Annotated in this window: 23 protein-coding genes and 1 pseudogene; 11 read left to right on the forward strand and 13 right to left on the reverse strand. The window is 61.5% G+C overall.

The genetic code is table 11. The features are described 5' to 3' along the window. Positions 1 to 130: 130 nt before the first annotated feature. Complete coding sequence (locus ASD02_RS05220) at positions 131 to 415, forward strand: hypothetical protein (RefSeq protein WP_025429395.1); 285 nt, start codon at positions 131 to 133, stop codon at positions 413 to 415. A 205-nt stretch (positions 416 to 620) separates the two neighbouring features. On the opposite strand, the gene ASD02_RS05225 is transcribed toward ASD02_RS05220, so the two are convergent. From ASD02_RS05225 to ASD02_RS05245, 5 genes are all read right to left on the reverse strand, one after another. Continuing rightward, positions 621 to 2,864: a TonB-dependent receptor gene (locus ASD02_RS05225; protein ID WP_082555452.1), complete on the reverse strand. Its 2,244-nt coding sequence runs from the start codon at positions 2,862 to 2,864 to the stop codon at positions 621 to 623. A 184-nt stretch (positions 2,865 to 3,048) separates the two neighbouring features. Continuing rightward, entirely contained in the window at positions 3,049 to 3,987 is a 939-nt protein-coding gene (locus tag ASD02_RS05230; protein ID WP_057212854.1) for a FecR family protein, read from the reverse strand. A gap of 150 nt (positions 3,988 to 4,137) precedes the next feature. Further along, a complete protein-coding gene (locus ASD02_RS05235; protein ID WP_057209973.1) occupies positions 4,138 to 4,659 on the reverse strand; it encodes a sigma-70 family RNA polymerase sigma factor in 522 nt (173 codons plus the stop codon). A 585-nt stretch (positions 4,660 to 5,244) separates the two neighbouring features. Next, positions 5,245 to 5,607, reverse strand: a complete 363-nt coding sequence (locus ASD02_RS05240) for a hypothetical protein (protein WP_057212856.1) — start codon at positions 5,605 to 5,607, stop codon at positions 5,245 to 5,247. A 225-nt stretch (positions 5,608 to 5,832) separates the two neighbouring features. After that, positions 5,833 to 6,744 carry a GGDEF domain-containing protein gene (locus ASD02_RS05245; RefSeq protein ID WP_200951652.1) on the reverse strand — a complete coding sequence of 304 codons (912 nt, stop codon included), beginning with the start codon at positions 6,742 to 6,744 and terminating at the stop codon, positions 5,833 to 5,835. 492 nt (positions 6,745 to 7,236) lie between these two features. Between ASD02_RS05245 and ASD02_RS05250 the strand changes: the two genes are divergently transcribed. The 4 genes from ASD02_RS05250 (at position 7,237) to ASD02_RS05265 (ending at position 10,991) form a co-directional block, all read left to right on the forward strand. Next, on the forward strand, positions 7,237 to 8,214 hold the full coding sequence (locus ASD02_RS05250; RefSeq protein WP_244494170.1) for a LysR substrate-binding domain-containing protein: 978 nt from the start codon (positions 7,237 to 7,239) through the stop codon (positions 8,212 to 8,214). A 72-nt stretch (positions 8,215 to 8,286) separates the two neighbouring features. Then, positions 8,287 to 9,450 (forward strand): adenosylhomocysteinase, encoded by a 1,164-nt coding sequence (locus tag ASD02_RS05255; protein WP_057221931.1) that lies wholly within the window; start codon positions 8,287 to 8,289, stop codon positions 9,448 to 9,450. Positions 9,451 to 9,462: 12 nt separating this feature from the next. Next, positions 9,463 to 10,467 (forward strand): Gfo/Idh/MocA family oxidoreductase, encoded by a 1,005-nt coding sequence (locus tag ASD02_RS05260; protein ID WP_057212860.1) that lies wholly within the window; start codon positions 9,463 to 9,465, stop codon positions 10,465 to 10,467. A 161-nt stretch (positions 10,468 to 10,628) separates the two neighbouring features. Then, positions 10,629 to 10,991 (forward strand): hypothetical protein, encoded by a 363-nt coding sequence (locus tag ASD02_RS05265; RefSeq protein WP_025429404.1) that lies wholly within the window; start codon positions 10,629 to 10,631, stop codon positions 10,989 to 10,991. Positions 10,992 to 11,078: 87 nt separating this feature from the next. Here ASD02_RS05265 and ASD02_RS05270 read toward each other — a convergent pair whose 3' ends face one another. From ASD02_RS05270 to ASD02_RS05280, 3 genes are all read right to left on the reverse strand, one after another. After that, a complete protein-coding gene (locus ASD02_RS05270) occupies positions 11,079 to 11,564 on the reverse strand; it encodes a pyridoxamine 5'-phosphate oxidase family protein (RefSeq protein ID WP_025429405.1) in 486 nt (161 codons plus the stop codon). Positions 11,565 to 11,686: 122 nt separating this feature from the next. Continuing rightward, positions 11,687 to 12,289 (reverse strand): general stress protein, encoded by a 603-nt coding sequence (locus ASD02_RS05275; RefSeq protein ID WP_057212862.1) that lies wholly within the window; start codon positions 12,287 to 12,289, stop codon positions 11,687 to 11,689. 44 nt (positions 12,290 to 12,333) lie between these two features. After that, complete coding sequence (locus ASD02_RS05280) at positions 12,334 to 12,648, reverse strand: PepSY domain-containing protein (RefSeq protein WP_025429407.1); 315 nt, start codon at positions 12,646 to 12,648, stop codon at positions 12,334 to 12,336. A gap of 389 nt (positions 12,649 to 13,037) precedes the next feature. Between ASD02_RS05280 and ASD02_RS05285 the strand changes: the two genes are divergently transcribed. From ASD02_RS05285 to ASD02_RS39505, 4 genes and pseudogenes are all read left to right on the forward strand, one after another. Further along, positions 13,038 to 14,219: a low temperature requirement protein A gene (locus ASD02_RS05285; protein ID WP_057212864.1), complete on the forward strand. Its 1,182-nt coding sequence runs from the start codon at positions 13,038 to 13,040 to the stop codon at positions 14,217 to 14,219. 104 nt (positions 14,220 to 14,323) lie between these two features. After that, a complete protein-coding gene (locus ASD02_RS05290; protein ID WP_057212866.1) occupies positions 14,324 to 15,544 on the forward strand; it encodes an FAD-dependent oxidoreductase in 1,221 nt (406 codons plus the stop codon). 78 nt (positions 15,545 to 15,622) lie between these two features. After that, positions 15,623 to 17,557, forward strand: a complete 1,935-nt coding sequence (locus ASD02_RS05295) for an AI-2E family transporter (RefSeq protein ID WP_082555449.1) — start codon at positions 15,623 to 15,625, stop codon at positions 17,555 to 17,557. Between the two features lie 108 nt (positions 17,558 to 17,665). Beyond that, positions 17,666 to 17,873 (forward strand): annotated as a pseudogene (locus tag ASD02_RS39505) (hypothetical protein). A gap of 196 nt (positions 17,874 to 18,069) precedes the next feature. On the opposite strand, the gene ASD02_RS36705 reads toward ASD02_RS39505, so the two are convergent. Beyond that, a complete protein-coding gene (locus ASD02_RS36705) occupies positions 18,070 to 18,216 on the reverse strand; it encodes a DUF1127 domain-containing protein (RefSeq protein ID WP_067698903.1) in 147 nt (48 codons plus the stop codon). Between the two features lie 411 nt (positions 18,217 to 18,627). Next, positions 18,628 to 19,563, reverse strand: coding sequence for a LysR family transcriptional regulator (locus ASD02_RS05310; RefSeq protein ID WP_057212869.1), 936 nt, complete (start codon positions 19,561 to 19,563; stop codon positions 18,628 to 18,630). A gap of 199 nt (positions 19,564 to 19,762) precedes the next feature. Here ASD02_RS05310 and ASD02_RS05315 point away from each other — a divergent pair, with 199 nt between their 5' ends. Next, on the forward strand, positions 19,763 to 21,445 hold the full coding sequence (locus tag ASD02_RS05315; RefSeq protein WP_057221932.1) for a GMC family oxidoreductase N-terminal domain-containing protein: 1,683 nt from the start codon (positions 19,763 to 19,765) through the stop codon (positions 21,443 to 21,445). 106 nt (positions 21,446 to 21,551) lie between these two features. On the opposite strand, the gene ASD02_RS05320 is transcribed toward ASD02_RS05315, so the two are convergent. From ASD02_RS05320 to ASD02_RS05330, 3 genes are all read right to left on the reverse strand, one after another. After that, positions 21,552 to 22,415 (reverse strand): alpha/beta hydrolase, encoded by an 864-nt coding sequence (locus ASD02_RS05320; RefSeq protein ID WP_057212873.1) that lies wholly within the window; start codon positions 22,413 to 22,415, stop codon positions 21,552 to 21,554. Between the two features lie 230 nt (positions 22,416 to 22,645). Then, positions 22,646 to 23,485, reverse strand: coding sequence for a type 1 glutamine amidotransferase domain-containing protein (locus ASD02_RS05325; protein ID WP_057212977.1), 840 nt, complete (start codon positions 23,483 to 23,485; stop codon positions 22,646 to 22,648). A 41-nt stretch (positions 23,486 to 23,526) separates the two neighbouring features. After that, a complete protein-coding gene (locus tag ASD02_RS05330) occupies positions 23,527 to 24,234 on the reverse strand; it encodes a type 1 glutamine amidotransferase domain-containing protein (protein WP_057212875.1) in 708 nt (235 codons plus the stop codon). 101 nt (positions 24,235 to 24,335) lie between these two features. On the opposite strand from ASD02_RS05330, the gene ASD02_RS05335 reads away from it, so the two are divergent. Continuing rightward, positions 24,336 to 25,241, forward strand: a complete 906-nt coding sequence (locus ASD02_RS05335) for a LysR family transcriptional regulator (RefSeq protein ID WP_057221933.1) — start codon at positions 24,336 to 24,338, stop codon at positions 25,239 to 25,241. Positions 25,242 to 25,377: the final 136 nt, after the last annotated feature.

Here is a 25,377-nt window from a genome sequence, read left to right on the forward strand (position 1 = left end):
GAGATCGAATTGCACGCAAAGGCGTGTCACGCGTCGGTCACGCGCAAACAGATAAGAGGCGTGTTACTACAACCATACCCGAAGCGGCGCGAGTGTTTGTCGTCAATCGCCGTATGGTTTGAGCAAGATCATGCAACGCTATCTTTTTCACATCCACCTGGCAGGCGTTACCAGCCGCGACAAAGTCGGCACCCTGCTTGCCAACGATAGCCAGGCCGTCGAACACGGCCGCCTGGTGGCGGACGAAATCGCTGAGGAGGATGACTATCATGGCGTCATCGTCGCGGTAGAGAATGCCGAGGGTCGGCTTTTGGCGCGGCTGACGGCTTCCAGAGCGATGCCTCCCTGGCTGATCGCGAGATCGAAGTTCGAGCATGCCTGGGCGGAAATGAGCATCGATTTCAGTAAATTGTAATGTAACAGCAAGATTTCAGCACGAAAACTATAGGCATCTGGCTACAGCGCCGCGCGTCTTATTAGACGCGCAAAGGTCGCTGTAGCACTTTGAATTGCTGCATGTTTTTATCCCTAAATCAAAGACGATTTAAGGAAACATGCGGTGGGCAACTCGCCGGCAAGGTGGAAGAGGCATCGATGATGCCTCTTCCTTCGATGTCATCTCAGAATGTCGCCTTGGCACTCAGGATGAAGGAGCGGCCGGGTTCATAGAGTGGCGTGACGGTGCCGAATTCCTGACCGTAGGTGGCGCGCTCTGAGTAGGTCTCGTCGAAGATGTTGTTGATCTCGGCGCGCAGGGTCAGATTGCTGTGGCTCGGCGGCTGATACTCGACGAAGGTGTTGAAAACCTTGTAGCCCTCAAGAGGCGGGGTGCCGGCGGCAACATCGTCATTGTCGAGTGCGATCTCGACATCGCCGCCGATGGTGACACCCCAATCGATGAAGCTGTGCGCGGCCAGGAGCGTGATGAACTGACCGGCCGGGGCCGCCAGATAGATACCGGTGTCGGAGTCGGCCGGCTTGCCGTCGATCGAGACATCGATATTGGCGTATTTGACCTTGAAGTAACCGTCGCCCCAGTCGTATCCGGCACCGAGCTCGAAGCCCTTCGAGCGCACATCATGGTTCTCGATGGCCCTGGCGACCGCGTATTTGGCTGTGCGAGCGTCGTCGATATCTGTGTGGAAGAGGCTGCCTTCCACGGTGAAACCGTCATGCTTGGCGACAAGGCCGAAGGCATAATTGTCGGCCGTTATTGGCTCCGGGCCGGTTCCATAGTTCCAGTTCGGGTTCATGATGAAGTTTTCGGCAAGCGGGACGCCGGCCCAGACGTGGGAGTAGCCGGCTTTGGCCGTCAGCAGGTCCTCGATCAGATCATATTCGCCGGAGACGTTGCCGCTGAAACCGGCATTGTCCCACTTCTCATTTGTGGTGCCGGTGAACCATTGCTGGTCGCCACGCATGCCGAAGGAAAGCCGGGTGCGTTCCCAGGGTTCGAGCCGCGCCTGCGCATAGATGCCGACATTGCGCGCGCGCTCGGTCGAGGCATCGAAGCGATCTTCGAGTTCGGCCTTGTCGTTGTAGAAATCGACGCCTGCGGTGATGCTGCCGATATCGAAGCTGAACTTGTTTTCGAACTTGCCGTTGAAGCTGCCGGTTTCGCCGGCGCCGGGATAGGGGACCGATATCGTGCTTGGCGGCACCGGGCGAGGAAAGATCGGGATCTCTAGCCGCGTCGAGCTGTAGGCCAACACCACGGTTGGATCCCACCAATCCTCAGGCGTGCTGTCGGTATAGGAGAAGACCGTGTTCTGCCGGTCGAGCGTATAGTCGCGCACGCGCGGTTCCCACGGCGGGCGGCCCGAGATGAAGCCGGTATTGGCGCGGAACGGGCGCGGGGCGTCGTCGTAGACGCGTTCATGGCTGATCTCGAAACGATCACCACTCTCGAACTCGTATGCCACCTTGCCGAGCCCGCTCAGGAGATCGGTGCGCGTTCCCTCGACGATGCTGCCGTTGCCGGATTTGAACTCGTCCCCCTTGGCAAAATTGAAGTAGCCGAGAAATTCGAGCCCCTCCTGCATGCCGTAGGCGGAGATTCCGGTCTGGAAGGTTTTGCTGTTGAAGTTGTAGTTGGAGCTGACGAAGCCGCCATAGCCGTCGCCGTCGAGCAGGTCGCGGGCATCCTTCGTTTCATAGGCAATGGCGCCGCCGAGCGCGCCTGGTCCTACATCCGCAGGCGCGATGCCGGCATCGACGCGCACGGCCTTCAGCAGGCTCGGATCGATGAGGTTGGTTGCGTTGTGATGGAAGACCTTGTTGTTCTGGCGGCCGCCATCCATGGTAACGGCGAGATTGTTTTCCTCGATGCCGTGAACATAGACCTTCTGCGACATCGGCAGCGAGCTACCAACCTCGATCCCTGGCTCGCCGCGGAAGACGTCGGCGATATTCGCAGGGTTGAGAAGTTCGAGCTCCTTCTGGCTGATGACGATTTCACCGACGCCAGTGGCGTCCCCGAATACCGAAATCGGATCAAGCGCCGTAGAGCCGTCGGCCGGCGCCACTGCCGCGCCGCCACCGACCGCCCCTGTCCCGATCACGGCCGTTCGCCCGCCGGAGATGCGATACTCGATGCCCGTGCCGGAAAGCAGCCGTGCAAGCGCCTCCTCCGGCGCGTAGGAACCGACGACCGCCTTGGACATGACGCCACGGGACACCGAAGCGGCAAGCGTCACCTGCAGGCCCGATTGCCGGCCAAAGACGTTGAGCGCGTCGGCAAGCGGTTGTGCCGGCACGTTGAAGCTGCGAGCGGCACTCTCTTGTGCCGGTGCATCCTGCGCAAATGCCGAGCTCGGCCAGTTCAGCGACGAGGCCAGGCAAATCGCCATTGCCGTCGTTGCCATCAGCCGTCCCATCGGACGCCCGCCGTCGCCGCCCCAATTCAAACGACGGGATCCCTTGCGGCCTTGCGATATGCACATCGTAGTCTCATCTCCTTGAATTGCGCTCCGTTGCCGAGCGCTTTCCAACAATGACGAGGACCCCAGTTTTTTTTCTCAGAAAAATTGAATTTTATTGTCAGGATTTTCAGTATTGCGTCAGGACGCGACCATAGGTCGAAAAGGTGCGGACGCGGCCGCCATAGGGTTCGACCAGCGCCTTCAGCGCACCGTCCGGATCATGAAGATCATACAGACCGGTGACCTTGAGACCCGCGAGCTTTCGGTCCGGCACCGCTATCCACGCCGAGTGGTAACGTTGAAGCTGCTCGGCGACCGCACTGATGGACGCATCCTTGACGAAGATCCGGCCGCTGCGCCAGGCGGCGACCTGATCGGGCTGGATGATGTTGCGGGTAACCGCGCCGTCGCTCGCAGTCACGACAGCCATCTCGCCCGGAAGCAGCCTGAAGTCCGACGTTTCCCTGGCGTCCTCGACCGAGACCTGAACGACGCCTCTTTCCAGCTCGACGGTCGTTTCCCCTCCCGCAAGCCGAACGTCGAAGGCGGTACCGACGACCAGAACCGTGACGCCTCCGGCCTCCACCGTAAAGGGCCGCGCCGGATTATGCGCGACATCGAAAAACGCCTCACCGGAAAGCAACGTGACGTGGCGCCCGGCGGCGGTCATCTCCGTCTTGATGGCACTGTCGCCGCCAAGCTCGATGAGCGTTCCATCCTCCAGCGTCACTCTGGCATTCTGGCCGGTGGCGGTGATGTGATCCGCCTGAAGTCGGATCAGCAGCGACGGGCCGGCAAGGACGAGGAATAGGGTCGCGGCAATGGCAGCGACTGCGCTCATGACCGGGCGGCGCCAACGACGCCTGGTGCTCGAAATGACGTTGGCGCGCGCCGCGCCTGCCCACAGATGTTCATGGGCCGGAGCCGCTTCCCCCATCAACTGCCAGGTCCTCAACGCATATTGCCAGCCCCGCTGATGATCATCAGAGCGATGCAACCACCGCTGGAAGTCGGCGGTGAGCTCGGGACAATTCGGCTCACCCTTCAGCCGCAGAAACCAGTCCATGGCTTCTTCCAGTGTAGCGGCTGCGATTTCCTGATCCTGGGTCAATATATCCTACGCCGGTCTGGGCCTCTTCCGAGGCACTTCTACCCGAACATTCCCTCTTTTGACAAAGACGAATGACGCGCTTTTTTTTCTCAGGGAGCGACCACTTTAAGTCGCGTTGACCAGAAGTGCCGTGGCAATCTTCATCATCGCTGCCGTGACGTAACGATGGGCGCTGGCTGTCGATATGCCCAGATGCGATGCCACTTCTTCAAGCGTGTAGCCGCCGAAGCGGTGCATCTCGACGGCGACCCGCGCCTCGACAGGCAATTCCGAGAGGATCTGCGAAATCCGGCGAACGTCGTCGCACAGCAAGGTCGATTGTTCCGGCGTCGGCACGTCGGCAGGAACCGACCAGAACGGCACATCGTCCTGGTGGCCGATTGCGGCCACCTTCCGGCGCCTCAGCACATCGAGCGAGAGGTTCCTGACCGTGCGGTAGAGATAGGCGAGGAGCTGGCCTTTTGAAACCGTCCGGGTGCTGGAAGGCAGAAACCGGACAAACGCATCCTGGACGATATCTTCGGCAGCATCGCGCGAGCCGAGCAGGCGGACCGCATAGGCGATGAGCGCCGGACGATGGGCAATAAAGATATCGACGCGCGTTTCGGATTGGGTCTCGGTCGTCATAGGATCCTGGCCGGGAGCGGGTTCGTCCGCGGCGACTGCTTTGCGCGAACGGGCGTAAAATTGAAAACATGTCTATAATAGTCAAGTTTAAAATTCGGCCAGCGGCGAACTTTTCCCACGGAAGAAGGAGGGTGTGTCTCAATCGCCGCGATCGCGGAAGCCACCACGGTGGGGCACGGCAAGTGCCACGGACGGCATGCAGACGGCCGGTTTTCGAGACGCGAGATGGCTATCGCAAGAGCCAAGGAACATCGTCAAAACCTTGCGTCTTTGGCGTTTGCGGCAATCCCGAAGCGTGAAAATCTGGCCGCCCCAGCAGCTTGGTCATGGATGGCCGCAGCGCCGCCACGTGAAGCGAAACACGCTTCCAGCCAGACGCGCGCCCGTCACGATCAGAGCACGACATGTGACGATTGATCTCGGCGGGCAATACACTGCGTTGGTCGGTATTGGCGGCAGCGTGTGAAATCCGATGGTTGTTCGCTGGCGCGGCGCCAGATCGAACAGGACCCCGCGGTTTCGCACGACGTATCAGGCAACGATCAGTGCCGAAGACCTCAACGATCATCGCCGCCAAGCGTGGGCTCATGCCGGGGTCTTTGGCAACGGACTTGTAGCCCCCATAACGTTCCGCATCGTATCGTCGCGGACTGTGGCATCGGAAGCGGCGCTGACGACGAGCCCCTTCTTCGCCGCGTCTTCCGCGAGCGTCTCCCAGCTGTTTCTGATCGTTGTCGCCATCTCGACCCAGGAACGGTCGACGCCGTTCGCCGCAAGCGTCTCGATCAGTACATCCATCCGCTCGACGCACTCGTCAATATTCAGGTGCAACCGGGATAGCTGGTCGAGCGTAATGCCGGGATGATCCAACAGCCTTGGTATGGTTGTCGCCGCCTTTTTGACGAGCTCGTCTTCTTCGATCAACGAACGCTGCCACGCCTCACACATCGCTGCCCCCAACTCTTACTCAGAACAACAGGATCGACGCAGGCACGACACGGGTCAACGCACCAAGGCGGGCATCAAGGCGGCCATACATCCGTCATACGGTGGAACCTTAGTCCCTCTAGACAGGTTGCGCGCGTAAAAAGAGCGGGAACGGACACGCGCGATACCGACGACACATTTTCCCGGCGAGTTTACCGACATCGCGCGACACCGATCGCAACGGCGTTAAACGACCGTGATCTGATTTCGACCGTTGCGCTTGGACTGATAAAGGCCCTCGTCGGCCCGTCGCAAAATATCGCCGATTGTCGCATCCGTTCGGGAAATTTCGGTGAGACCGCCGCTGATCGTGGAGAAAAGCTCCAGCCTGTTCTCTAGTTCCAGCGAGATTTGCTGACGCAGCTTATCTGCGATCGGCTCGCCCTCGTCGAGCGTCGTCGCCGGGATCAGCACAACGAACTCGTCGCCGCCAAGACGTGCCAGCACGTCGTCAGACCGCAGCGCCCGCCGGCAGCCGGTGGCAATCGTCGCCAGCAGCTCGTCGCCGACGGAATGCCCCAGTTCGTCATTGACTGCCTTGAAATTGTCGACGTCGAACATCAGCAGGCATGTCGGACGGCGGGTGCGCGTGGCCAGATCGAACTCGATCGCAAGCACGTCAAGCAGTTTTCGGCGATTGTAGAGGCCGGTCAGCGGATCGGTTTCGCTTTGTTGGCGCAACTGATGCTCAATGGCATTCTTCTCGGTGATATTGCTGGCAACCCAGACCACGGCGTCCTCGCCGTCGACAGGAAAATCGAGCGCCTGGACCCGGCCTTCAAACCAGATCGGATGATCGGGCCCAGCATCTTCGAGGCCCTTAACGTCGCTTCCCGCGAGGCTGTATTCGACGATGTGCAATGCCCGGGAGCCGAGCGCCTTTTCGATTTCCAGCGCGAACCACAGCGCCTTGTCATGGGCAAGGACATCAAAAACACTCTGACCGACAAGACTGCTGCCATCGTGATAGTAGCGGTGATCCGCCCCACCGTACAGGGCAGCATAACGGCCGCTGCGCGTCAGAATGAACGCCGGGTCGGGCAAGGCGGCAAGAATGAGAGTGAGCTGATCGCGGGAAAACCGCACCTCGTTCTTCACAGGTGCATCCGCGGCGGCACGACTACGGCGCCGCGCGTCTTATAAACGCGCAAAGGTCGCTGTAGCACTTTGAATTGCTGCATGTTTTTATCCTCAAATCGAATAGGATTTAAGGAAACATGCAGTCGGCGATACGCTCATGACGATGACATCCAGGCATTGTCTTCTTCCCTTGTCTCCTCGTCCCATAGACGAAAGAGCAGGCGGTACAGACTTGGCTCAAAGGGATGCTGTCGCAAAAAACCTTCGAAATATTCAATTTTTCTAAGCTACATCCACCAGCGCCCCTAAGCGAGCATGGAGCGCATCCCTATGCGAGCTGGAACGCAAGCCATGCCCGGAAAATAGGCATATCAGTGTGACAACAACATAGGACAAGCACGCACGCCTTCTCGCTGCCGAGCGGATAGGCGCTCTTGTCCGCGCACCCGCTGAGCAGGACGGCTCGTTCATCCCAAACGCAATGTTCGACAGCCGGTCTCCGGATAGGCTATGCACGAGGTCGAGAAGGGCCGTTGGCCGAGGCGCATGATGCAGACAGACGAGCTGAACCTGAAATCCCAGCGTCCGTTGCCGCCGCTGAACGCCCTGCGCGCCTTCGATGCGCTGGCCCGGTGCGGCAGCCTGCGCGCAGCCGCAATCGAGCTCGGCGTCGTGCCCGGCGCCGTGCGCCAGCAGCTTGCAAGCCTCGAGGAGCATTTCGGCTTTGCCCTGCTCGATCGCGAAGCTGGCCGCGTGACCCTCAATCCGGCAGGACGGCGGCTCGCCGATGCCGTCGGTGTCGCCTTTGCCATCGTCTCGCGTGCGGCGGAAGAGATCTCGTCGAGCGGCAGCACCGTCCGGCTGCGGCTCGGCGTGCCGATGCCGATGGCCTCGGCATGGCTTATGCCGCACCTGGCAACGCTGCAAAGCGCCGTCTCGGGCCTTGAGGTCGATATCATCCCGGTTGCCGTCAACCAGTCGCTGACTGACATGCCTGAAATCGATGCCCTGATCGTTGGCGGTGAATACCGACCGCTGCCCGATATAGCCGCGACCGCCTTCATGGACGACCGGTTTGGCCCGGTGCTCACCGTCGGGCAACCGTCCCCCGGCCTTACGCCGCCCGATCTCGCGGACATGACCGCGCTGGTCGCCCGCACGGTGCCCTATCTCTGGGACGACTGGTTTCGCGAAAGCGGCAATGCTCCGGTCCGCTTCCGCAAGCGGATCGAGGTGGACGATCTGACGCTGGCCCTCAGTGCCGCCCGCAGCGGGCTTGGCGTCACCATCGCGCCGGCGGCCTCGATCGAAACGGACCTTGCCTCCGGCGCGCTCGAAGCGCCGTTTGGTTTTGTCAGCCGGCCGACCGGCTATCGGTTCTGCTGCCGCATTGCCGACAGGGACCGCAAGCCGATTGCTGCCCTGCGGAATTGGCTGCTCGCAGAGGGGCGGCGCCAGGAAGGAAAACTGCCCTCCGCCGCAGTTTAATGTCTCTGCCATAGGACAGGCTGCCCGGACTATCTTTGCCGGCACCATCGACAGACAGCCAGGACCCTCACCATGACCACCTCCAGCCATCCGTCCCGTATCGAGTGGGTCGGGCAAAGCTGCGCGCTTCTGCGCGCCATTGCTGCCGAGTTTGAAACAACCCTCCCGTTCAAGGGCCTGACGATCGGAACGGCAATCCATCTGGAGCCAAAGACCATAGCGCTGCTGATGACGCTCAGGGCCGGCGGCGCGCAGCTCGTGGCAACCGGCAACCTGAACAGCACCCAGCCGGCGACGGTCGATTATCTGAAACGTCAGGGCATCACCGTCATCGGTGGGCAGACGACCGATGCGACGACCCATTCCGGCTTCATCGATGCCCTGCTCGATCACCAGCCCGACCTACTGCTCGACAATGGCGGCGACCTTTTCGCTCGTGTTGCCGAACGGCCCTACGGGACATTGCTCGGTGGTACCGAGGAGACCACTTCCGGCCGGACCCGTCTGGAGCCGATGCGCGACGCCATCGGCCTGCCGGTGCTTGTCATCAACGACAGCCCCATCAAGCAGTTTGCCGAGAACCGCCATGCGGTCGGCCAGAGCCTGTTCGAAAGCTACATGCGCTTCACCAATCGCTCGACCAATGGCAAGCGTGTGACCGTTTTCGGCTATGGCGCCTGCGGCAAGGGCACCGCCGCCTGCTTTCGCAATGCCTACAGCGCTGTCAGCGTCGTCGACGTCGACCCGGTTGCAACGCTCGAGGCCCATCTCGACGGTTTCTCGACGCCGAGACCCGATGACGCCATACGCTCGGCCGACGTCATCGTCACGGTCACAGGCTCTGCGAGTATCCTGACGGCTTCGGATCTCGCGACCCTCAAGGACGGCGTGATCCTCCTCAACGGCGGGCACTTCCCGCACGAGATCGACGTTGCCGGCATGCGCGCCGATAACGCGGTGGTGGCGGCGGAAACCTACGCCGACGAGGGCATCGAGACGCTCGTCCTTGCCGATGGGCGGCGCATCCATATTCTCGGCGCAGGTCACATGGCCAATCTTGCCGGGTCAAGGGCGCTTGGCAATTCGGTCGAATCCATGGATCTCGGCTTTGCTCTCCAGGCCCGCTGCCTGGAGCGGGTGGCGAGCCGCACGCTCGACGCTTCGATGTGTGTCGTGCCGGTGCCCGGAGACATCGACGCCATGGTGGCATCCGCCTATCTCGAACTGCACCGCTGAGGGAACTGACAGATGCTGCGCTGGGGAATTCTTGGAACGAGCTTCATCTCCGACACGATGGCCGGGGCCATCTCTGCCAGCGACGGGTCCCGCATCGAAGCGGTGGCCGGGCGCGATCCGCAGCGGCTTTCGGATTTTGCCGGGCGACACGGTATCGCGAAGCACTATTCCGGCTACGACGCGCTGCTCGACGACCCTGATATCGATGTCGTCTATATCGGCCTGCCCAACAACATGCATCATGAGGCGGTGATCCGCGCCGCGGAAAAGGGCAAGGCCGTCCTGTCGGAGAAATCGCTCACCACGACGATGGCCGAAGCCGACGCCCTGGCGCAGGCCGTGCGTGACCGCGGTATCTTCTTTCTCGAAGGCTTGATGTATCTCTGCCATCCGTTGATGGCCAAGGCCGGCGAAATCCTGCAGTCCGGCCGGCTCGGTGTGATCCGCTCGGTTTCCGGTCTCTACGCCGCCGATATCTGGAAGTTCGTGAACCCGATGGGCAAGGGGACGATTTTCAATCTCGGCTGCTACCCGGCCTCGCTGCTGCACTACGTGATCCAGACGGCCTGCGGGCAGCATGCCTTTTCCAGCCGGTCGACCAGCGCCTTCGGAAACGCCTCGTCGCACGACGGCAATATCTGCGACGCAAGCCTGTCGGTTCGTTTCGACAATGGCGTTCTCGCCACGCTTCAGTCCACCGACAGCTTCGGCATGTCCTTCGCCTTTTCCATCCATGGAGAGCGCGGCGCCCTGCGGTTCCTCACCAATCCCTGGCTGCCTGTGGCTGGCGAAAATCGCCTCGAGCTTTGCGAATATGGCCGCGCTCCGGAAGAAATCGTCGTGCTTTCCGACCATGACGCCTTCGGCCATCAGGTGCGACTGGTGGAGAACTGCCTGAAGGCAGGACTGAAGGATGCCCCGCGTCCGGCACCACAACTCACCGATTCGCTCGAGATCATGTCTTTGCTCTCCGCCTGGGACGATCAGGCAAGACTGTCATCGGCAAGTGGCGCATAGCATCCCCGCCCGCCGCAGCCTGTTTTCAGGCACACGCCATAAGGACGCACGACCCCACCAAAAATGATTGCGAGCGGACCTGGCGCGCCGTTTCAAACGTCATGGTTTGTGCGTAACAATTGCGGACCGCGCGAGGGGCGCGTGGCTTCCTTGGGGGACTTATGAAGAGATTGTTGCTCACCGCAGCGCTGTTTCTCGCCGCGACCGCGGCCGGAAACGCCCAGACCGTCAACGCCGGAAAATACACCGTCGAAGGCACGAACCTGGATGGTTCCAGCTATTCCGGCACGGCCGAAATTACGCTTGCGAGCGAAACCACCTGCGTCATCGAATGGGACACGGCCGGCGTAAAATCGACCGGCGTCTGCATGCTGAACGGCAATGCCTTCGCCGCAGCCTATGTGCTCGGCGATGCCCTTGGCCTCATCGTCTACAAGGTCAACGGCGACGGTTCGCTTGATGGCACCTGGACAATCACCGGCAAGGATGGCAGCGGCACCGAAACGCTGACCGAAGCCAAGTAACCTTCGCGGCGGAATGCGCTCGGCTATCATGAAAACACCTGCAGTGGGCATCTGCCCGTTGCAGGTGTTTTGTTTTGGACAGGCAGTCTAGGAGAGCTCCACTTTCGCGGTTTTCTCCCTGTACTCTTCCTTCGGATCGCTGCCCAGGAGCAGCTTGATACCGGCAAACAGGCTGGTCTCGTTGAGCCAGATTTCCGCTTCGCTCGGCTCGAAACGCAGCAGGGCCAGTTCGGGGTCGTCCTTTCCACCCTCGTACCAGGCGGCGATGTACTGGTTCCACAGCCGATCGATAACAGTGCGGTCATTGTCGAGGCGAAGGCGCCCGTGAACGGTCGCGAACAGTTCATGATCCTTGGATGCAAAAGCAAACATGGCCGGTGTGTTCGCGGCGACATTCTGGGCCACGACGGCACTCCTGACGGTGAAGAACCAGATCGGACCCTGCTCGCCCTCGATCTGCGCCGTCATCGGACGCGTGTGCCCATGCTCTTTTTCGGACAAGCCAAGCATGACCGTCATGTCCGATTTCAATGTCTTCCAGAGTTTCTTCTTGAGTTCTTCGGGAGTTGCCACTGCCGTATCTCCTTGACGGTTCGACGCGCCGACGTTGCCCACCTTTTTGGGATGGCCTTCGCGAGCCGGCGCGAAACCAGACGCCGGCCGATCGGCCGGCGTCTGCTATGCTATCCGCGGGTTTAGCGGTTGGCGTATCGGGCGCGCTGCTCTTCGATCTGCGTCGGGCTATAGGGATCGAGGTTCTCATCGAACCTGCTCCAGCCCTCCGCGCGGTAGGCTGAGCGGCGTGCGTTGACATCGACCCAATTCGAGCGCGTGAGGATCGCCTCGGCCTCGGCGACATCGCTGTCGGCGACGCGTGCAGTAACCAGTGTGCCGCCGCGGCGAACGCCCTCGGCGTAGACATGGGCATCTTCTTCCGGCACGCCGGAATCCGTCAGCGCGCCGATTATGCCGCCCACGGCACCACCGGCAACGGCACCGGCGGCGGCGCCCGCCGCTGTTGCCGCCAGCCAACCGGCCGCCACCACCGGGCCGACGCCCGGGATCGCCATCAGCCCGAGGCCGGTCAGAAGGCCGCCTGCGCCGCCGACCGCAGCACCGAGGCCGGCGCCAGTGCCAGCCCCTTCGGCCGCACCTTCTGTGTCGTCAACCTTGTAACGGCCTTCGGCATTGCTGGCGACCATGCTGACGTCGTCATCGGGAATGCCGGCCGCTTTCAGCGCACGCACGGCCTCGGAAGCCTGCTCATAGGTATCGAAGAGTCCGGAAACTGTTTTCATGTCGATTTTCCTTGAATGGGTCTGCTGAAGTTTCTCGACCAACATCAGTTGGCGACGATGTTGCCCTGGTAATCGAGCGCGACGGTCACGGGCTTTCCGTCCTTGGTGGCAGAGGCCTGCCAGATGCCCTTGTCGTCCAGCTTCAATCCGGTCACGGATGTGTAGCCGTTCTCCTGAAGTCGTGCGCGCGCCTGCTCTTCGGTGAAGCTGTTGGCGCCCTCGACAGGTGCGGTCGGGTTGGTGGTGTCAGGCGTGGCCACTGCTGGCGTTTCAGCCTCCGGCGAAGGGGTCGGCGTCTGGGCGTAAGCACTAAGCGCGCTTGCGGCCAGAAAAGCTGTCGCGACGATCACTCGTTTCATTGTTGTCTCCTCGATGCGTCATTGAACGATGCTGGGACAACGCGAGTGCTTGGCGATGGTTCCTGCCTCACATCAGAACAAATTGAAAATTATTCAATCAACTTAACAGGTTACCGGCGCTGCGCACGCTCTCGATCGGGCACGACAAGGCCCGCCGGGTTTGATGACAGCGCCAAGCCAAACGCCTCTCGCACAGGAAGGTTCAGTCCGTTGTTTGCAATTGGTGCCGGCAATGCGCAATGGTAGCAAGCGCCTATCAGCAGGAGGCACTCGCTGACGCGAGCCGCGTGACGCCTCCTGCCCGTCCCAACAGGAAGCGGCCGTTGTTGAAATTCGCCAGCGCCCTAGTTCCCGTTCGAGTTTCGATCGGAACAGCATCGGCGACCTGAATGGCAAGCAATCATAAAGGGGATTGGATCAGGAAGGCGGATGCCGACCAGACACGGGCGAGTTTTCCCGAACTGTTCTTCGACCTCGTTTTCGTCTTCGCGCTCATTCAGCTCGCCCACAAGCTCGCAACCGATTTCAGTGCCACTGCCGTGATCGAGGCCGTCCTGCTGATCCTGGCGATCTGGTGGGTCTGGATCCACACGACATGGGTGACGAACCTGCTCGATACCGAAAAGGAGCCGGTCCGCCTGCTGCTGTTCAGCCTGATGTTTGCCGGCATCCTTCTGGCGATCGCCCTGCCCGAAGCCTTTGGCGACCAAGGACTGGTTTTTGCGGCGATCTACAGCGGTATGCAGATCTGTCGGTCGGCTTTCACGCTTTATGCCTTTCGCCACGCCGACAGGCGATCGTTCCTGACCTTCCTGCGCATCACGATCTGGATGCTGCTCTCCAGCGCCTTCTGGCTGTCCGGCGGGCTAATGGAGATCGAAGGGCGCCTTCTCCTATGGACGCTCGCCCTCCTTGTCGAATACGCCTCGCCGGCGCTCAGGTACTACGTGCCCTTTCTCGGCAAATCGCCCGACGAGACCTTGGATATATCCGGCGCGCACATGGCGGAACGTTGCGCGCTCTTCGTCATCATCTGCCTCGGTGAGACCATCTTGACCACCGGCCGCAATGCGACGGAGCACATGACGGATGATATGACCTTTGCCGTGTTCTGCAGTGCATTCCTCAGCACCGGCTTCATGTGGTGGATCTATTTCCACCACGGCCAGGAAAAGGCGGCATCCAAAGCCGAAGCGACATCACGGCCGGAGACCCTGGCGCTCAATCTATTCACCTACGGCCACCTGCCTGTCGTCGCCGGCATCATCCTGACGGCAGTCGGGGAGGAGTTCAGCTTGTCTCACGCCGAAGAATCGAGTTCGCTGAAGCATGCGCTCGCCATGCTCGGCGGCCCGGCGCTTTTCCTCGGCGGCAACATCTGGATCAAGGCCGTCGCGACCCGCCAGTTCCCGGTCTCGCACATCGCCGGGCTCGTGCTTCTCGCCGCCGCGATCCTCATCGTGCCAATTGCCCCCAACTACATCGTTCAGGCCGCATCGACCGCAGTGCTGTTGATCGTGGCGCTTTGGGAATATCTTGCCCTGCGTCGCCTCGCGGCATCGACCGCCTGAGCAGGCGACTGCCTGAGCCACCCGCCAACCGCAACGGTCGCAAGCAACCAGAGGAACTTAATCGGCTCCTGCGCATTCACGAATGCGCAGACCTGGAGGGGCACTTGCATTCACTGACCCGAAAACGGGCACTTCGGAAGTCCGAGCCGCTCTGGGCCGATACCCCACGCCATGCGGTGAGGACACAAAGGCGGCTCACCACCCATGATGTCGATGTGCTGATCGTCGGCGCCGGAATCAGCGGTGCGCTGATGGCGAATGCTCTGATTGGCCACAATCTGTCAGTGCTGATGGTCGATCGCCGAAAGCCGATAGGCGGCAGCAGCATGGCCAGCACCGCCATGATCCAGCACGAAATCGACGTGCCGCTGCATCGGTTGAACCGCTTGCGCGGAACCGCTGACGCCGCGCGCGTCTGGCAGCGCTCGGCGAAGGCGGTCGAGCATCTCGCATCGCTCGTCGACGCCCTGCAGATCGATTGCCATTTCGAGCGGAAGAACACGCTTTATCTCTCGGGCGCAAGCTATGGTTCGCGCGCACTTCAAGCGGAAGTGAGTGCCCGCGAGGCTGCAAGCCTCGCCGCAACGCTTCTGCCGCAAGACAAACTGCGCGCCAGGTTCGGTATCGACCGTACCGCGGCGATCGAGACGCATGTCTCCGCATCGGCCAATCCGGCCCAGTTGACCGCCGGCTTCCTCCGCCACGCACAGGCAAACGGCGTCCCCATCGTCGAGACGATCGAGATCACCGATATCAGGGAGGTTGAGGGCCGGAATGCCGTTGCGACGTCCGACGGCCGGATCATTCTAGCGACCCATGTGGTCTTCTGCACGGGCTATGAGTTTCTGAAAGCCGTCGCGAACAAGAAACATGCCATCGTCTCGACCTGGGCGATGGCGACCAGACCTCGTCATCCACGGCCGGAATGGCTCGACGACTATCTCGTCTGGGAGGGCGCCGACCCGTATCTCTATTTTCGCTCGACACGGGACGGCCGCATCCTCGTCGGCGGCGAGGACGAGAAAAGCGACGATGCCTTCGAGGATCCGGCAAAGTTGAAGGGAAAGTCCGACATCCTGCGCGAAAAGCTCTCCGATCTGATCGGGATCAGGATCGGCGAGCCCGACTACCGTTGGGCAGCGGCATTCGGCGTCACCGCTCAGGGCCTGCCGATGATCGGCCGCGTTCCCGGTATGCGCAACGCCTTCGCCACCATGGGCTATGGCGGCAACGGCATCACCTTCAGCCAGATCGCCGCCGAGATCATTTCGTCGAGCATCCTGGGGCATGCGGACCCGGACGCTTCGCTGTTTCCGTTCGTCTAGCGGTCGGCGTGGAAACAGCGCCGCATTTGCCGGCCGATCATTCGTGATAGCTTCTGATAAATCCTTGGGGAAATAGGCATGGGCAAGGCAATCGATCAAATCCGGGATCTCGGTGCGCCGCCCTCGATGCAGGGCGTGCGCCCGGCCATGCCCACGTCGCTGACGCTTGTAGGCGCCGCGGCCGTGCTTTACCTCGCGCGCGACGTCTTCCTCCCGATCGCCGTCGCGCTGCTCCTGACCTTCGCACTTGCGCCTGTCGTCGCGGCACTGCGCCGTATGGGCCTGCCACGGGCGTTTGCGGTGATCTCTACCGCGTTGATCACCTTTATCTTGATCGGCATTTTTAGTCTCATCGTCGCACTGCAAGTTGCCGAACTTGCGAAGAACCTGCCCGCCTATCAATCCAACATCGTCATGAAGGTGAAGGACCTGAAGGAAGCCGGCTCCGAAAGCGGCATCATCGATCGCATCGGAAACGTGGTCGAACGCATCAACCGCGAAATAGACCGCCCGACCACGGAGACACCGACTAGCGTCGAAAGCCCGAAAAGAGATCCGCTGCTGGTCGAGATCTATTCTCGCGACAATCCGATCCAGGTTCTCACCAACATCATCGCGCCGCTAGTCGGCCCGGTGGCGATGGCCGGCCTTGTGGTGGTGGTCGTCATCTTCATGCTGCTGGAACGGGAGGATCTGAGGGACCGATTCATCCGTCTCGCCGGTTTCGGCGATCTGCATCGAACCACCGAGGGCCTGCAGGATGCCGGTAAGCGAGTCGGCCATTACCTGCTGATGCAGTTGATCGTGAACACCGCCTATGGCCTGCCTGTCGCCATCGGCCTTTGGTTTATCGGCATACCCAACGCGGTGCTGTGGGGGTTGCTGGCGATCGTCCTGCGCTTCGTGCCCTATATCGGGCCGGTCATCGCCATGGTGCTGCCGCTGTTTCTGTCGGTGGCGGTCGACAGCGGCTGGTCCATGCTGTTGTGGACGGCCAGCCTGTTCGTGGCGATGGAACTGGTGATCAACAATGTGGTCGAGCCGATGCTCTACGGTTCCAAGACCGGTCTGTCGCCGCTGGCGATCATCGTTTCCGCGATTTTCTGGGCGTGGATCTGGGGGCCTGTCGGACTGATCCTGTCGACGCCGCTGACGGTCTGTCTCGTTGTTCTCGGCAAACATGTACCGCAATTCGAATTTCTGCAGGTACTTTTCGGCAGCGATCCGGTGCTCGCGCCGCATGCGCGTCTCTATCAGCGGCTTCTGGCAGGCGATCCGGACGAAGCGACCGATCAGGCCGAGGAGATCCTCGAAGAAGAATACCTCGTCGACTACTACGGCGCGGTCGCCATGCCCGCCCTGGCTTTGGCGGAACAGGATCGCGCCCGTGGTGTCATGAGCGACGAGCAGCGGCTGCGCGTGGCTGCAAGCGGCATGTCGCTGGTCTCCAACCTCGAAGACATTGCGATCGAGGAAAGTCAGGACGATGAGGATGAGAAGGCAGACACGGAAGGCGAACCGGCAAGCCAGCCCATTCCGGATGGCGAAGGCATGACCATCCTGTGCGTCGGCGGCCGGGGCGAGATCGACGATGTCTCCGCTGCGATGCTCGCCCAGGTGCTGCGTGCCGAAGGGGCCGCAGCAACGGCGCTGAGTTTTCACCAGATCGAACCGGCCAATATCCGCAAGCTCCAGACCGAAGCCGTCGACGCGATCGTCGTCTGCTTTCTCAACCGGGATTCGATCAAGCACGCCCGATTTGTCGTCCGCCGCCTCAAGCGGGTCAACATCAGGGCAAGGGTCGGCATCGTCATTTGGGACACTTCTGCCGACCGTGCAGCGGGCCAGCGCAAGGCAGATACAAGTGCGGAGCAAGTGGTGGGCGCCGACTTCGTTGCATCAGACATGACGACGGCGGCGATTGAGGCGCTGACGAAGCGGCCCTCGGTTCCGCTTGCAGCCCCCAGCAAGACCAAGGTTCGGCGACGACTGGTGCCACAACAGACACAATGACGTCTTCAGCGCTGCTGGAGCGGGCCGGGCCTATCTGCTCGGAGAGCGGGGCAACCCGGTTCCGAAGACACAGAAGTCCTACATCAGGACGTGGACATTCCCTGCCAAATGGTTTTCGGTCTGGTGACGCCTGCTTTTTCTCAGGCCGACGTCGTCTGCGACGAGGCGTCGTTGATGAAACACGATCTCGGATGGCGCCAAGAAGATCGAATCGGCGAAGGAACTCAGCATGGCCAAGGATGCCATGGCAGCCAATGACATGGAGAAATGCAAGTCGCATATGGACAATGCGGTCAAGGGCAAGGACGCGATGTAACGCGATCAACTCCGTCCAACGATCGGTCAAAACACAAAAAACGCCCGCTCGGATCCGAGCGGGCGCTTCATGAAATCTTTGATGGTCTCAGGCGCGATTAGCGGCCGAAGGCATTGCGGGCAATGCTCGGGATGTCGGCGCGGTCGATGCCNTCCGAGCGGGCGCTTCATGAAATCTTTGATGGTCTCAGGCGCGATTAGCGGCCGAAGGCATTGCGGGCAATGCTCGGGATGTCGGCGCGGTCGATGCCGAGGTCACGCAGTTCGCGCGTGGACATGCGGCCCAGTTCGGAGACCGTCTGCCGGTACTTGAGCCAGTTGTTGAAAGAGCGTGCTACGTTCATGATGATCCCCTTTCCGTGGGCTTTCGAAGCCTAGCTGCCAGTCCTTGGCGCTTCGTTCACTTCGATGAGGGATATATAGTCGATCACCCCCGCAGATAGCAGCGCTAAGACTTCACTCCACCCCTGCAAGCCGCGCATGGATCGTTGTGCCCCAGGGAACTGCGGCGGCCGGCAGACCGCCTCATCGAAGAGCATGACCNCTTCGATGAGGGATATATAGTCGATCACCCCCGCAGATAGCAGCGCTAAGACTTCACTCCACCCCTGCAAGCCGCGCATGGATCGTTGTGCCCCAGGGTACTGCAGAAGCCGAGCAGTTGAGCCCCCACGAATGGTCAAAGCGAGCGGAAGGCAGCGCTGAGCCAAAAGGGAACTCGGCCGGAACACAAACCAGGGCGCCATGCCCGCCCCTCAATGTTCCGTCCGCCATATCCTGTCGATGACCTCGAAAGCGAGCGCGACGTTGGGATCGGTGCGTCGGGGCCGAAGACAGACGAAGCCGAGTGTGGTTTCGAGTTTGACCCGGTCGGCGATGACGAGGCCGCTTGCCTGCTGTTCGCTGAGCGCGATCGATTCCCGGCAGAGGCTAAGGCCGAGCCCCGTGCGAACCATGGCCAGCATCGACGTTTCCTGATCGACGAGGGCGACGACGTTCTGCTTGAGGTTAAGTTCGCCGAGTTTCCTCGCAAGCAGCCGATGATGAACGGAGGCCGGCGGCGTTCCGATCCACGGCAGCGCCGCAAGCTCGCTCCAGTCCCGCCCTGCGACGATGCCGGCAAAGGCCGGCGGTGCGACAACACGATAGGTCAGCCTCGACAGCGGCTTGACGAAGAACTGCGCATCGGTCTCCGCGCTCCGGACATCCGTGCTCGTGCCGAAATCATCGAGGTCGCCGAGAAAGAACCCGACATCGAGCTCGTTGCGCTTCAAACCGATCGCGACTTCGCCGCTCATGCCTTGGCGAAGGGTGGTTTCAATACCCGGCCCGCTTTCGACTAAGGCTTGGAGAAAGGCACCCAGCCTCGTGAATTCAGGGTCGATGATCGTTCCGATCCGCAGCTTGCCGCGAAGCTGCGCCGTCAAGTGCATCGCCGTCTGCCTGAACTCGGTCACCGACGCCAGCACCTGCTCGCCCTTGGCCGCCAGTAGCGCGCCGTCGCGCGTCAATTCGAGCCCGTTGGCGGTGCGATGGAACAGGGTGAGGCCCAATTCCTGCGACAGGCGCTTCACCTGCAGGCTGACGGCAGGCTGGGTCAGATGCAACAGTTCGGACGCCCGCGTGACGTTGCCTTCCCGCGCCACCGTGACGAAGGCCCGCAGCAATCGCAGATCCAGATGATGAGACATATAAATATTCCTTATAATTGTCGGGCGTATTTATCATTGGATTTCGCCATGCGGTAGCCTTTTACTGATTTCTGGCGGATCGCAATGCCGCGATCGCTGACGAAACTTATAAAGGGTGGGATGATCTTCGGCCGGTACGCGACCCTGGTCGCCGTGGCCAGCCCACCGCCCTTTCGGCTGTGTTTGGAAAGTGCCTGCAATGAAGACCGACACCTCAACTGCTGATACCACCGTTTTCGACTATGTGGTCGTCGGCGCCGGTTCCGCCGGCTGCCTGCTTGCCAACCGCCTCAGCCGCGATCCCGGCAAACGGGTCCTGCTGATAGAGGCGGGCCGGCGCGACAACTATCCCTGGATCCATATCCCCGTCGGCTATCTCTATTGCATCGGCAACCCGCGCACCGACTGGCTCTACAAGACCGAGCCGGAAGCAGGATTGAACGGACGGTCGCTGCGCTATCCGCGCGGCAAGACGCTTGGCGGCTGCTCGTCGATCAACGGCATGATCTACATGCGCGGACAATCGCGTGACTATGAGAGCTGGGCGGCCCAGACCAATGATCGCGAGTGGTCCTGGGAGAATTCGCTCCAGGATTTCAAGGCCCATGAGGATCACTACCGGCTCGACGACGGTGCCGATCCCGTCACCGGCGACAACAGCCGGTTTTCCGACATGCATGGCCGCGGCGGCGAATGGCGGATCGAAAAACAGCGGCTGAAATGGGATATCCTGGAATCCTTCGCCGAGGCCGCGGTCCAGGCGGGCATTCCGCGCTCGGCCGATTTCAACAGCGGCGACAACGAGGGCGTCGGCTATTTCGAGGTCAATCAGAAGTCGGGCTGGCGATTGAACACCTCCAAGGCCTTCCTGCGTCCGGTGCGCCATCGCCGCAACCTGGTCGTCTGGACGGAGGCCGAAGTCGAAAAGCTGCTGATCGAAACGACAGCGGATGGCACCAAGCGCTGTACCGGTGTCTCGCTTTATCGCGGCCGCGACAAGGTGACCGTGCGGGCGACGGGCGAAGTCATTCTGTCGGCGGGGGCGATAGGCTCGCCGCAAATCCTGCAATTCTCAGGCATCGGACCGGCCGCGCTGTCGCATGCCATGGGTCTCTCCGTCGAACATGACCTGCCCGGCGTCGGCGAGAACCTGCAGGACCATCTGCAGATCCGCGCCGTCTTCAAGGTCAGGAATGCCAAGACGCTGAACACGCTGGCGAGCAATCTCGCCGGCAAGGCCCGGATCGGGCTCGAATATGTGTTGAGGCGCAGTGGACCGATGAGCATGTCGCCATCGCAACTTGGCGCCTTTTCCCGCTCCGACCCCGACCGCGCCCATGCCAATCTGGAATATCACGTGCAGCCGCTCAGCCTCGACGCCTTCGGCGAGCCGCTGCACAGCTTCCCGGCCTTCACCGCCAGCGTCTGCAATCTCAACCCGACGAGCCGCGGCCATGTGCGGATCCGGTCGCGCGACCGGGGCCAAGCGCCGGCCATTGCTCCGAACTATCTGAGCACGGACGAAGACCGCAAGATCGCCGCCGACAGTATCCGGCAGATCCGATCGATCGTCAGCCAGCCGGCGCTGGCACGATACGAACCGATCGAGTGGAAGCCTGGTATCGAGTTCCAAAGCGATGGCGAACTGGCGAAACTCGCCGGCGATATCGCCAACACCATCTTTCACCCCGTCGGCACCGCCAGGATGGGCGCCAAGGACGACGGCCTAGCCGTCGTCGACAGCCGGCTTCGGGTTCGGGGGATTGGGGGACTGCGGGTGGTCGATGCCAGCGTGATGCCGACCATTACCAGCGGCAACACCAGCGCGCCGACAATGATGATCGCGGAGAAAGCCGCGCGCTGGATCATCGGCGACGCATAAAGGCGAGCCTAACCGGGAGCGTTCGGACGGCCCCCCCATGACGACAGCTGCACGCAACACATTACCAACCGGCCTCGCCTGAGAAGACGAGGCGGGTTGGTGATTTCTACTGGAACATGCCCTTCGGCGTCTCGCCCTTGAAGAACGGCACGATCAAGGCCTCCAGCAGCTCCGGCTGGCCGATGACGGCGGTGTGCGAGGTCGCCGGCAGGATGGCAAGGCGCGAAGCCGGCAGCGGTTTGCCCATGTCGCCCATGCCGCCGCCGCCGAGCAGCCGGAACATCGCCACCGTATGTTCCAGTGTCGCGACATCGGCATCGCCGGCGATGATCAGCACCGGGGCCTTCAATGCCTTCACGTCCTTTTCCCACGCCATTGGCTCTTTCTCGAGCGTGATCAGCTTGGCGACGAGCGCCGGGAAGCCGTCCGGATTGGCGGCGAGCTTGCGGTAGTCCTCGGCAAACGGCATGCCGACGAACATCTCCACCGTCATCTGCGGGATGAATGCCTTGAATTCCGGCTGCCAGCCCTCGGCATCGTAGCCGACGGAAGCCGCCGCCAGCTTGTTGACCTTGTCCGGATGGCGGATGGCGAGCTGCAGCCCGGCCGCTGCCCCCATGGAGTAGCCGAATACATCCGCCTTCTTGACGCCGACGGCATCCATGAACGCCGCCACGTCGTCGGCCAGGTTCGGATAGGTGATCGGTCGGTCGATGTCGGTGGTGCGCCCATGCCCCTGAAACTCGATCGCGTAGACCTTGTTGGTCTCGGCGAGCTTGGGGATGATCGCGCCCATGGACGGAATATTCATATAGGCGCCGTGCAGGACAATCAGCGGCTCGCCCTCGCCGGACACTTCGTAATACATCTTCATGCCATTGACTTCGACCCGCTCGCCAACCGGCTGGCTGTCGGCAAGGGCAGGCCCGGCAATGAGCAGGGTTGCGGCGATAAGGGCAGTACGGAGCATATCTCTTTCCTCGCGGTTTCATGCGTTTCCGTCAACGCTGACAATAAGACGAGCGAAATCCTCGCGAACCGACATCGCCCTGCAATTTTTTGTAGCAATCGCCCGGGGAGCGCCAAACGGCTTATGAACCGGAGCCGACTGGGTTGAGGACGCATGGTTCGACGGCACCGAAAAACCTCGCCATCCCAGGGGATGGCGAGGTTTTCTTTCCGTTCATGACGATGCCGGCGTTATCTCAGCCGTTCGACAAGCATTTCACCAACCTGCAAGGCAGAGCCCGGATTTTGCCCGGTGATCAATTCGCGGTCGACCACCACATTTGCCTGCCAGGGCGCCGCGTTGCTCTCATATTTTCCACCCGCCGCTTCGAGCGCCGCCTGCGGATAGAACTTCATCGTGCCGCCATCGAGCGGGCCCTTGGCAAGTTCCTCCTCCTGGTTGCTGATGACGGTCATGCGGTAGCCCGAATAGATCCATGTGGGCCGATCGGGCTGCTGCGAGGCTTCGAGCTGGTCCGTAAATGCCTTTGCCTCCGCCAGTGTCGAAAGCAGCGCGATCGGGCCGTGGCAAACCAAAGCCGTGATCTTGCCGTTCTCGTGGAAATAGGCGAGCAACTGCCCAAGCTGCCGGTCATGCAGCAGATCCTGCATCGGCGCGTGGCCGCCGGGGATATAAACGGCATCGAAGGATGCATAGCCGATCTGCGCGACGCGGGCGAGACCGATCACCGGCGATTTTTCCGGCGACGTGATGGCGAGTTCGTCGAGCAGATCCTGGTAGACTTTCATCTGATCGGCACTGCCGCCGAAATAGGCCGGGTCCACGGATGTCCTGTCGACCGCCGGCACTTGCCCCCCAGGCGTGGCGAAGGTGATCTCGTGGCCGGCCTCCAGCAGCAGCTTCACCGGCTGCATCAACTCATTGAGATAGAAGCCTGTCGGGAATACCCTGCCGTCCCTGAGATCGAGATGGTCGGAACCGGAAAGCACGACAAGCACCTTTGCGGCATTTGCGTCGGCAGCGGCAAAGGTGAGCGCGAGCGCGGCAGCAAGGCCACGCAGCCATGTCATCGGGTTGGTCATGATTGTCACTTTCTAAGTAGGAAGCTGCGTCAGTTTGCCTGGCCGGCGAGCAGCAGATCGCGGATGGCTTCGCCGACGCCATGGGCCGACTGCGGATTTTGGCCGGTCACCAGCCGTCCATCCACCACCACATTGGACGTCCAGTCGGGAGCGGGTTGGTGGCGGGCGCCGCGCGCCGAAAGCGTGCTTGCCAACAGGAACGGCACAACGTCTTCGAGACCGACGGCGCGCTCCTCATCATCGGTAAAGGCGCTGACATTCCGGCCCGCGACCAGGTAACGGCCGTCGCTGAGCTTTGCGTTCACGAGCGCCGAGGGGCCGTGGCAGACGGCTCCGACCACGCCTCCCGCCTCATAGATCTCGCGGATCGCGGCTTGCGCCTCGAGGCTTTCGGGAAAGTCCCACATGGTTCCGTGACCGCCGGCAAAGAAGATCGCCTGATAGCGGGAAGGGACGATATCGGCGATGCGCGTTGTCGCCGCGACAACAGCGCGAAAGCGCGGATCGGTCCAATAGCGTGCATTGATCTCGTCCTTGAGATCGAGACCGTCGACCGGTGGCTCACCGCCTGCAACCGAGGCGAACTCCACCCAGAAGCCCGCCGCCTCAAGCACGGCAAGCGGATGCGTGACCTCGCCGAGAAAATATCCGGTCGGCTCACCCGTCTTTCCCTTGGTGGCGTGGCTCGTCAATACGAACAGTACGGGCTTTGTCAGCCCTTGGTCAGAAGCCGGCATCAGATCACCTCTTGGTTTCGCTGGTCTGGCAGGACTTTATTATCCCCACCGGAGGCGATAAATGATCTCAACTTCAATTCATTTGTTCTCCGGAGACAAAGATGCCCCGTCGTTTCGATTACCTCGCCGATGTCGAAGTGTTCGTGGCGGTGGCCGAGCACGGCTCGTTGACGGCCGGCGCCATCGCCCTTGGTACGACACCCTCCGTCGTCAGCCGCGCCATCTCGAGGCTTGAAGCGCGGCTCGGCAGCCAGCTCCTGCGCCGCACCACGAGGCGCATCGGTCTCACCCACGACGGACAGCATTTTCTCGACCAGGCGCGTTCCGCCTTCTCGACCATCGACGACGCCGAGCGCGCGATTCAGGGCGGCAGCGGCCAGATCGCCGGCCGCATCCGCCTCAGCGTGCCGACCACATACGGGCACTTCCGCCTGCCGCCGCAACTCTGCCGGTTCCGCGCGCTCCATCCCAAGGTCGAGGTCGAGCTCAACATTACCAACCGCAACGTCGACCTGGTTGCCGAAGGTTTCGATCTCGCCATCCGCATGGGTCAGTTGCCGGACAGTGGCCTTGTTGCCCGCAAGATCGAGGACGGGGCGATGTGCCTTGTCGCCGCGCCCGACTATGTCGCCCGTCGCGGTACCCCTCAGAGCATCTCCGATCTCGATCGTCACGACTGCGTGCCCTTCGTCATGCCGAGCACCGGTAGGTTCGCGCCCTGGATGTTCCATGACAACGGCCAGGATCTCGACTGGGCGCCCTCATCCGGCGGGCTTCAGGTGAGCGATGACGTGCTCGGCGTGGTGTCGATGGCCGAGCAAGGCGCCGGCATTTGCCAGACCTATGATTTTGTCGTCGAGCGCTCCATCCGGCAGGGGAGACTGATCGAGCTGCTGCCGCAGCTGAACGGGCGAACGCGATCGATCTCGATCGTCTACGCTCCCAATCGCCGGCTTTCCGCCGCGTCCCGCGCACTGATCGACGTCTTGGGCAAACGGCAAAGCTGATGGCGAAAGTGTTCGGGGCGTTGCGCGGTCCAATACAATTTATCCGGCCACATCTTCCTAAACACACCAAAAGTCACAAAACTGTCACAAACAAAGGGCCGGATCGCCCGCGTTTCAGTTCCGATTTGCCACAACA

Source organism: Ensifer sp. Root1252 (assembly GCF_001425885.1).
Lineage (GTDB): Bacteria > Pseudomonadota > Alphaproteobacteria > Rhizobiales > Rhizobiaceae > Ensifer > Ensifer canadensis.

What these genes read in the sequence shown, in the direction of transcription:
- ASD02_RS05265 (WP_025429404.1), top strand. Translation starts at nt 10,629, where the DNA reads ATGAAGAGATTGTTGCTCACCGCAGCGCTGTTTCTCGCCGCGACCGCG.
- ASD02_RS05260 (WP_057212860.1), top strand. Translation starts at nt 9,463, where the DNA reads ATGCTGCGCTGGGGAATTCTTGGAACGAGCTTCATCTCCGACACGATG.
- ASD02_RS05250 (WP_244494170.1), top strand. Translation starts at nt 7,237, where the DNA reads ATGCACGAGGTCGAGAAGGGCCGTTGGCCGAGGCGCATGATGCAGACA.
- ASD02_RS05220 (WP_025429395.1), top strand. Translation starts at nt 131, where the DNA reads ATGCAACGCTATCTTTTTCACATCCACCTGGCAGGCGTTACCAGCCGC.
- ASD02_RS05335 (WP_057221933.1), top strand. Translation starts at nt 24,336, where the DNA reads ATGCCCCGTCGTTTCGATTACCTCGCCGATGTCGAAGTGTTCGTGGCG.
- ASD02_RS05315 (WP_057221932.1), top strand. Translation starts at nt 19,763, where the DNA reads ATGAAGACCGACACCTCAACTGCTGATACCACCGTTTTCGACTATGTG.
- ASD02_RS05320 (WP_057212873.1), bottom strand. Translation starts at nt 22,415, where the DNA reads ATGCTCCGTACTGCCCTTATCGCCGCAACCCTGCTCATTGCCGGGCCT.
- ASD02_RS36705 (WP_067698903.1), bottom strand. Translation starts at nt 18,216, where the DNA reads ATGAACGTAGCACGCTCTTTCAACAACTGGCTCAAGTACCGGCAGACG.
- ASD02_RS05295 (WP_082555449.1), top strand. Translation starts at nt 15,623, where the DNA reads ATGGGCAAGGCAATCGATCAAATCCGGGATCTCGGTGCGCCGCCCTCG.
- ASD02_RS05235 (WP_057209973.1), bottom strand. Translation starts at nt 4,659, where the DNA reads ATGACGACCGAGACCCAATCCGAAACGCGCGTCGATATCTTTATTGCC.
- ASD02_RS05285 (WP_057212864.1), top strand. Translation starts at nt 13,038, where the DNA reads ATGGCAAGCAATCATAAAGGGGATTGGATCAGGAAGGCGGATGCCGAC.
- ASD02_RS05310 (WP_057212869.1), bottom strand. Translation starts at nt 19,563, where the DNA reads ATGTCTCATCATCTGGATCTGCGATTGCTGCGGGCCTTCGTCACGGTG.
- ASD02_RS05330 (WP_057212875.1), bottom strand. Translation starts at nt 24,234, where the DNA reads ATGCCGGCTTCTGACCAAGGGCTGACAAAGCCCGTACTGTTCGTATTG.
- ASD02_RS05240 (WP_057212856.1), bottom strand. Translation starts at nt 5,607, where the DNA reads ATGTGTGAGGCGTGGCAGCGTTCGTTGATCGAAGAAGACGAGCTCGTC.
- ASD02_RS05230 (WP_057212854.1), bottom strand. Translation starts at nt 3,987, where the DNA reads ATGGACTGGTTTCTGCGGCTGAAGGGTGAGCCGAATTGTCCCGAGCTC.
- ASD02_RS05225 (WP_082555452.1), bottom strand. Translation starts at nt 2,864, where the DNA reads ATGGCAACGACGGCAATGGCGATTTGCCTGGCCTCGTCGCTGAACTGG.
- ASD02_RS05325 (WP_057212977.1), bottom strand. Translation starts at nt 23,485, where the DNA reads ATGACATGGCTGCGTGGCCTTGCTGCCGCGCTCGCGCTCACCTTTGCC.
- ASD02_RS05280 (WP_025429407.1), bottom strand. Translation starts at nt 12,648, where the DNA reads ATGAAACGAGTGATCGTCGCGACAGCTTTTCTGGCCGCAAGCGCGCTT.
- ASD02_RS05255 (WP_057221931.1), top strand. Translation starts at nt 8,287, where the DNA reads ATGACCACCTCCAGCCATCCGTCCCGTATCGAGTGGGTCGGGCAAAGC.
- ASD02_RS05275 (WP_057212862.1), bottom strand. Translation starts at nt 12,289, where the DNA reads ATGAAAACAGTTTCCGGACTCTTCGATACCTATGAGCAGGCTTCCGAG.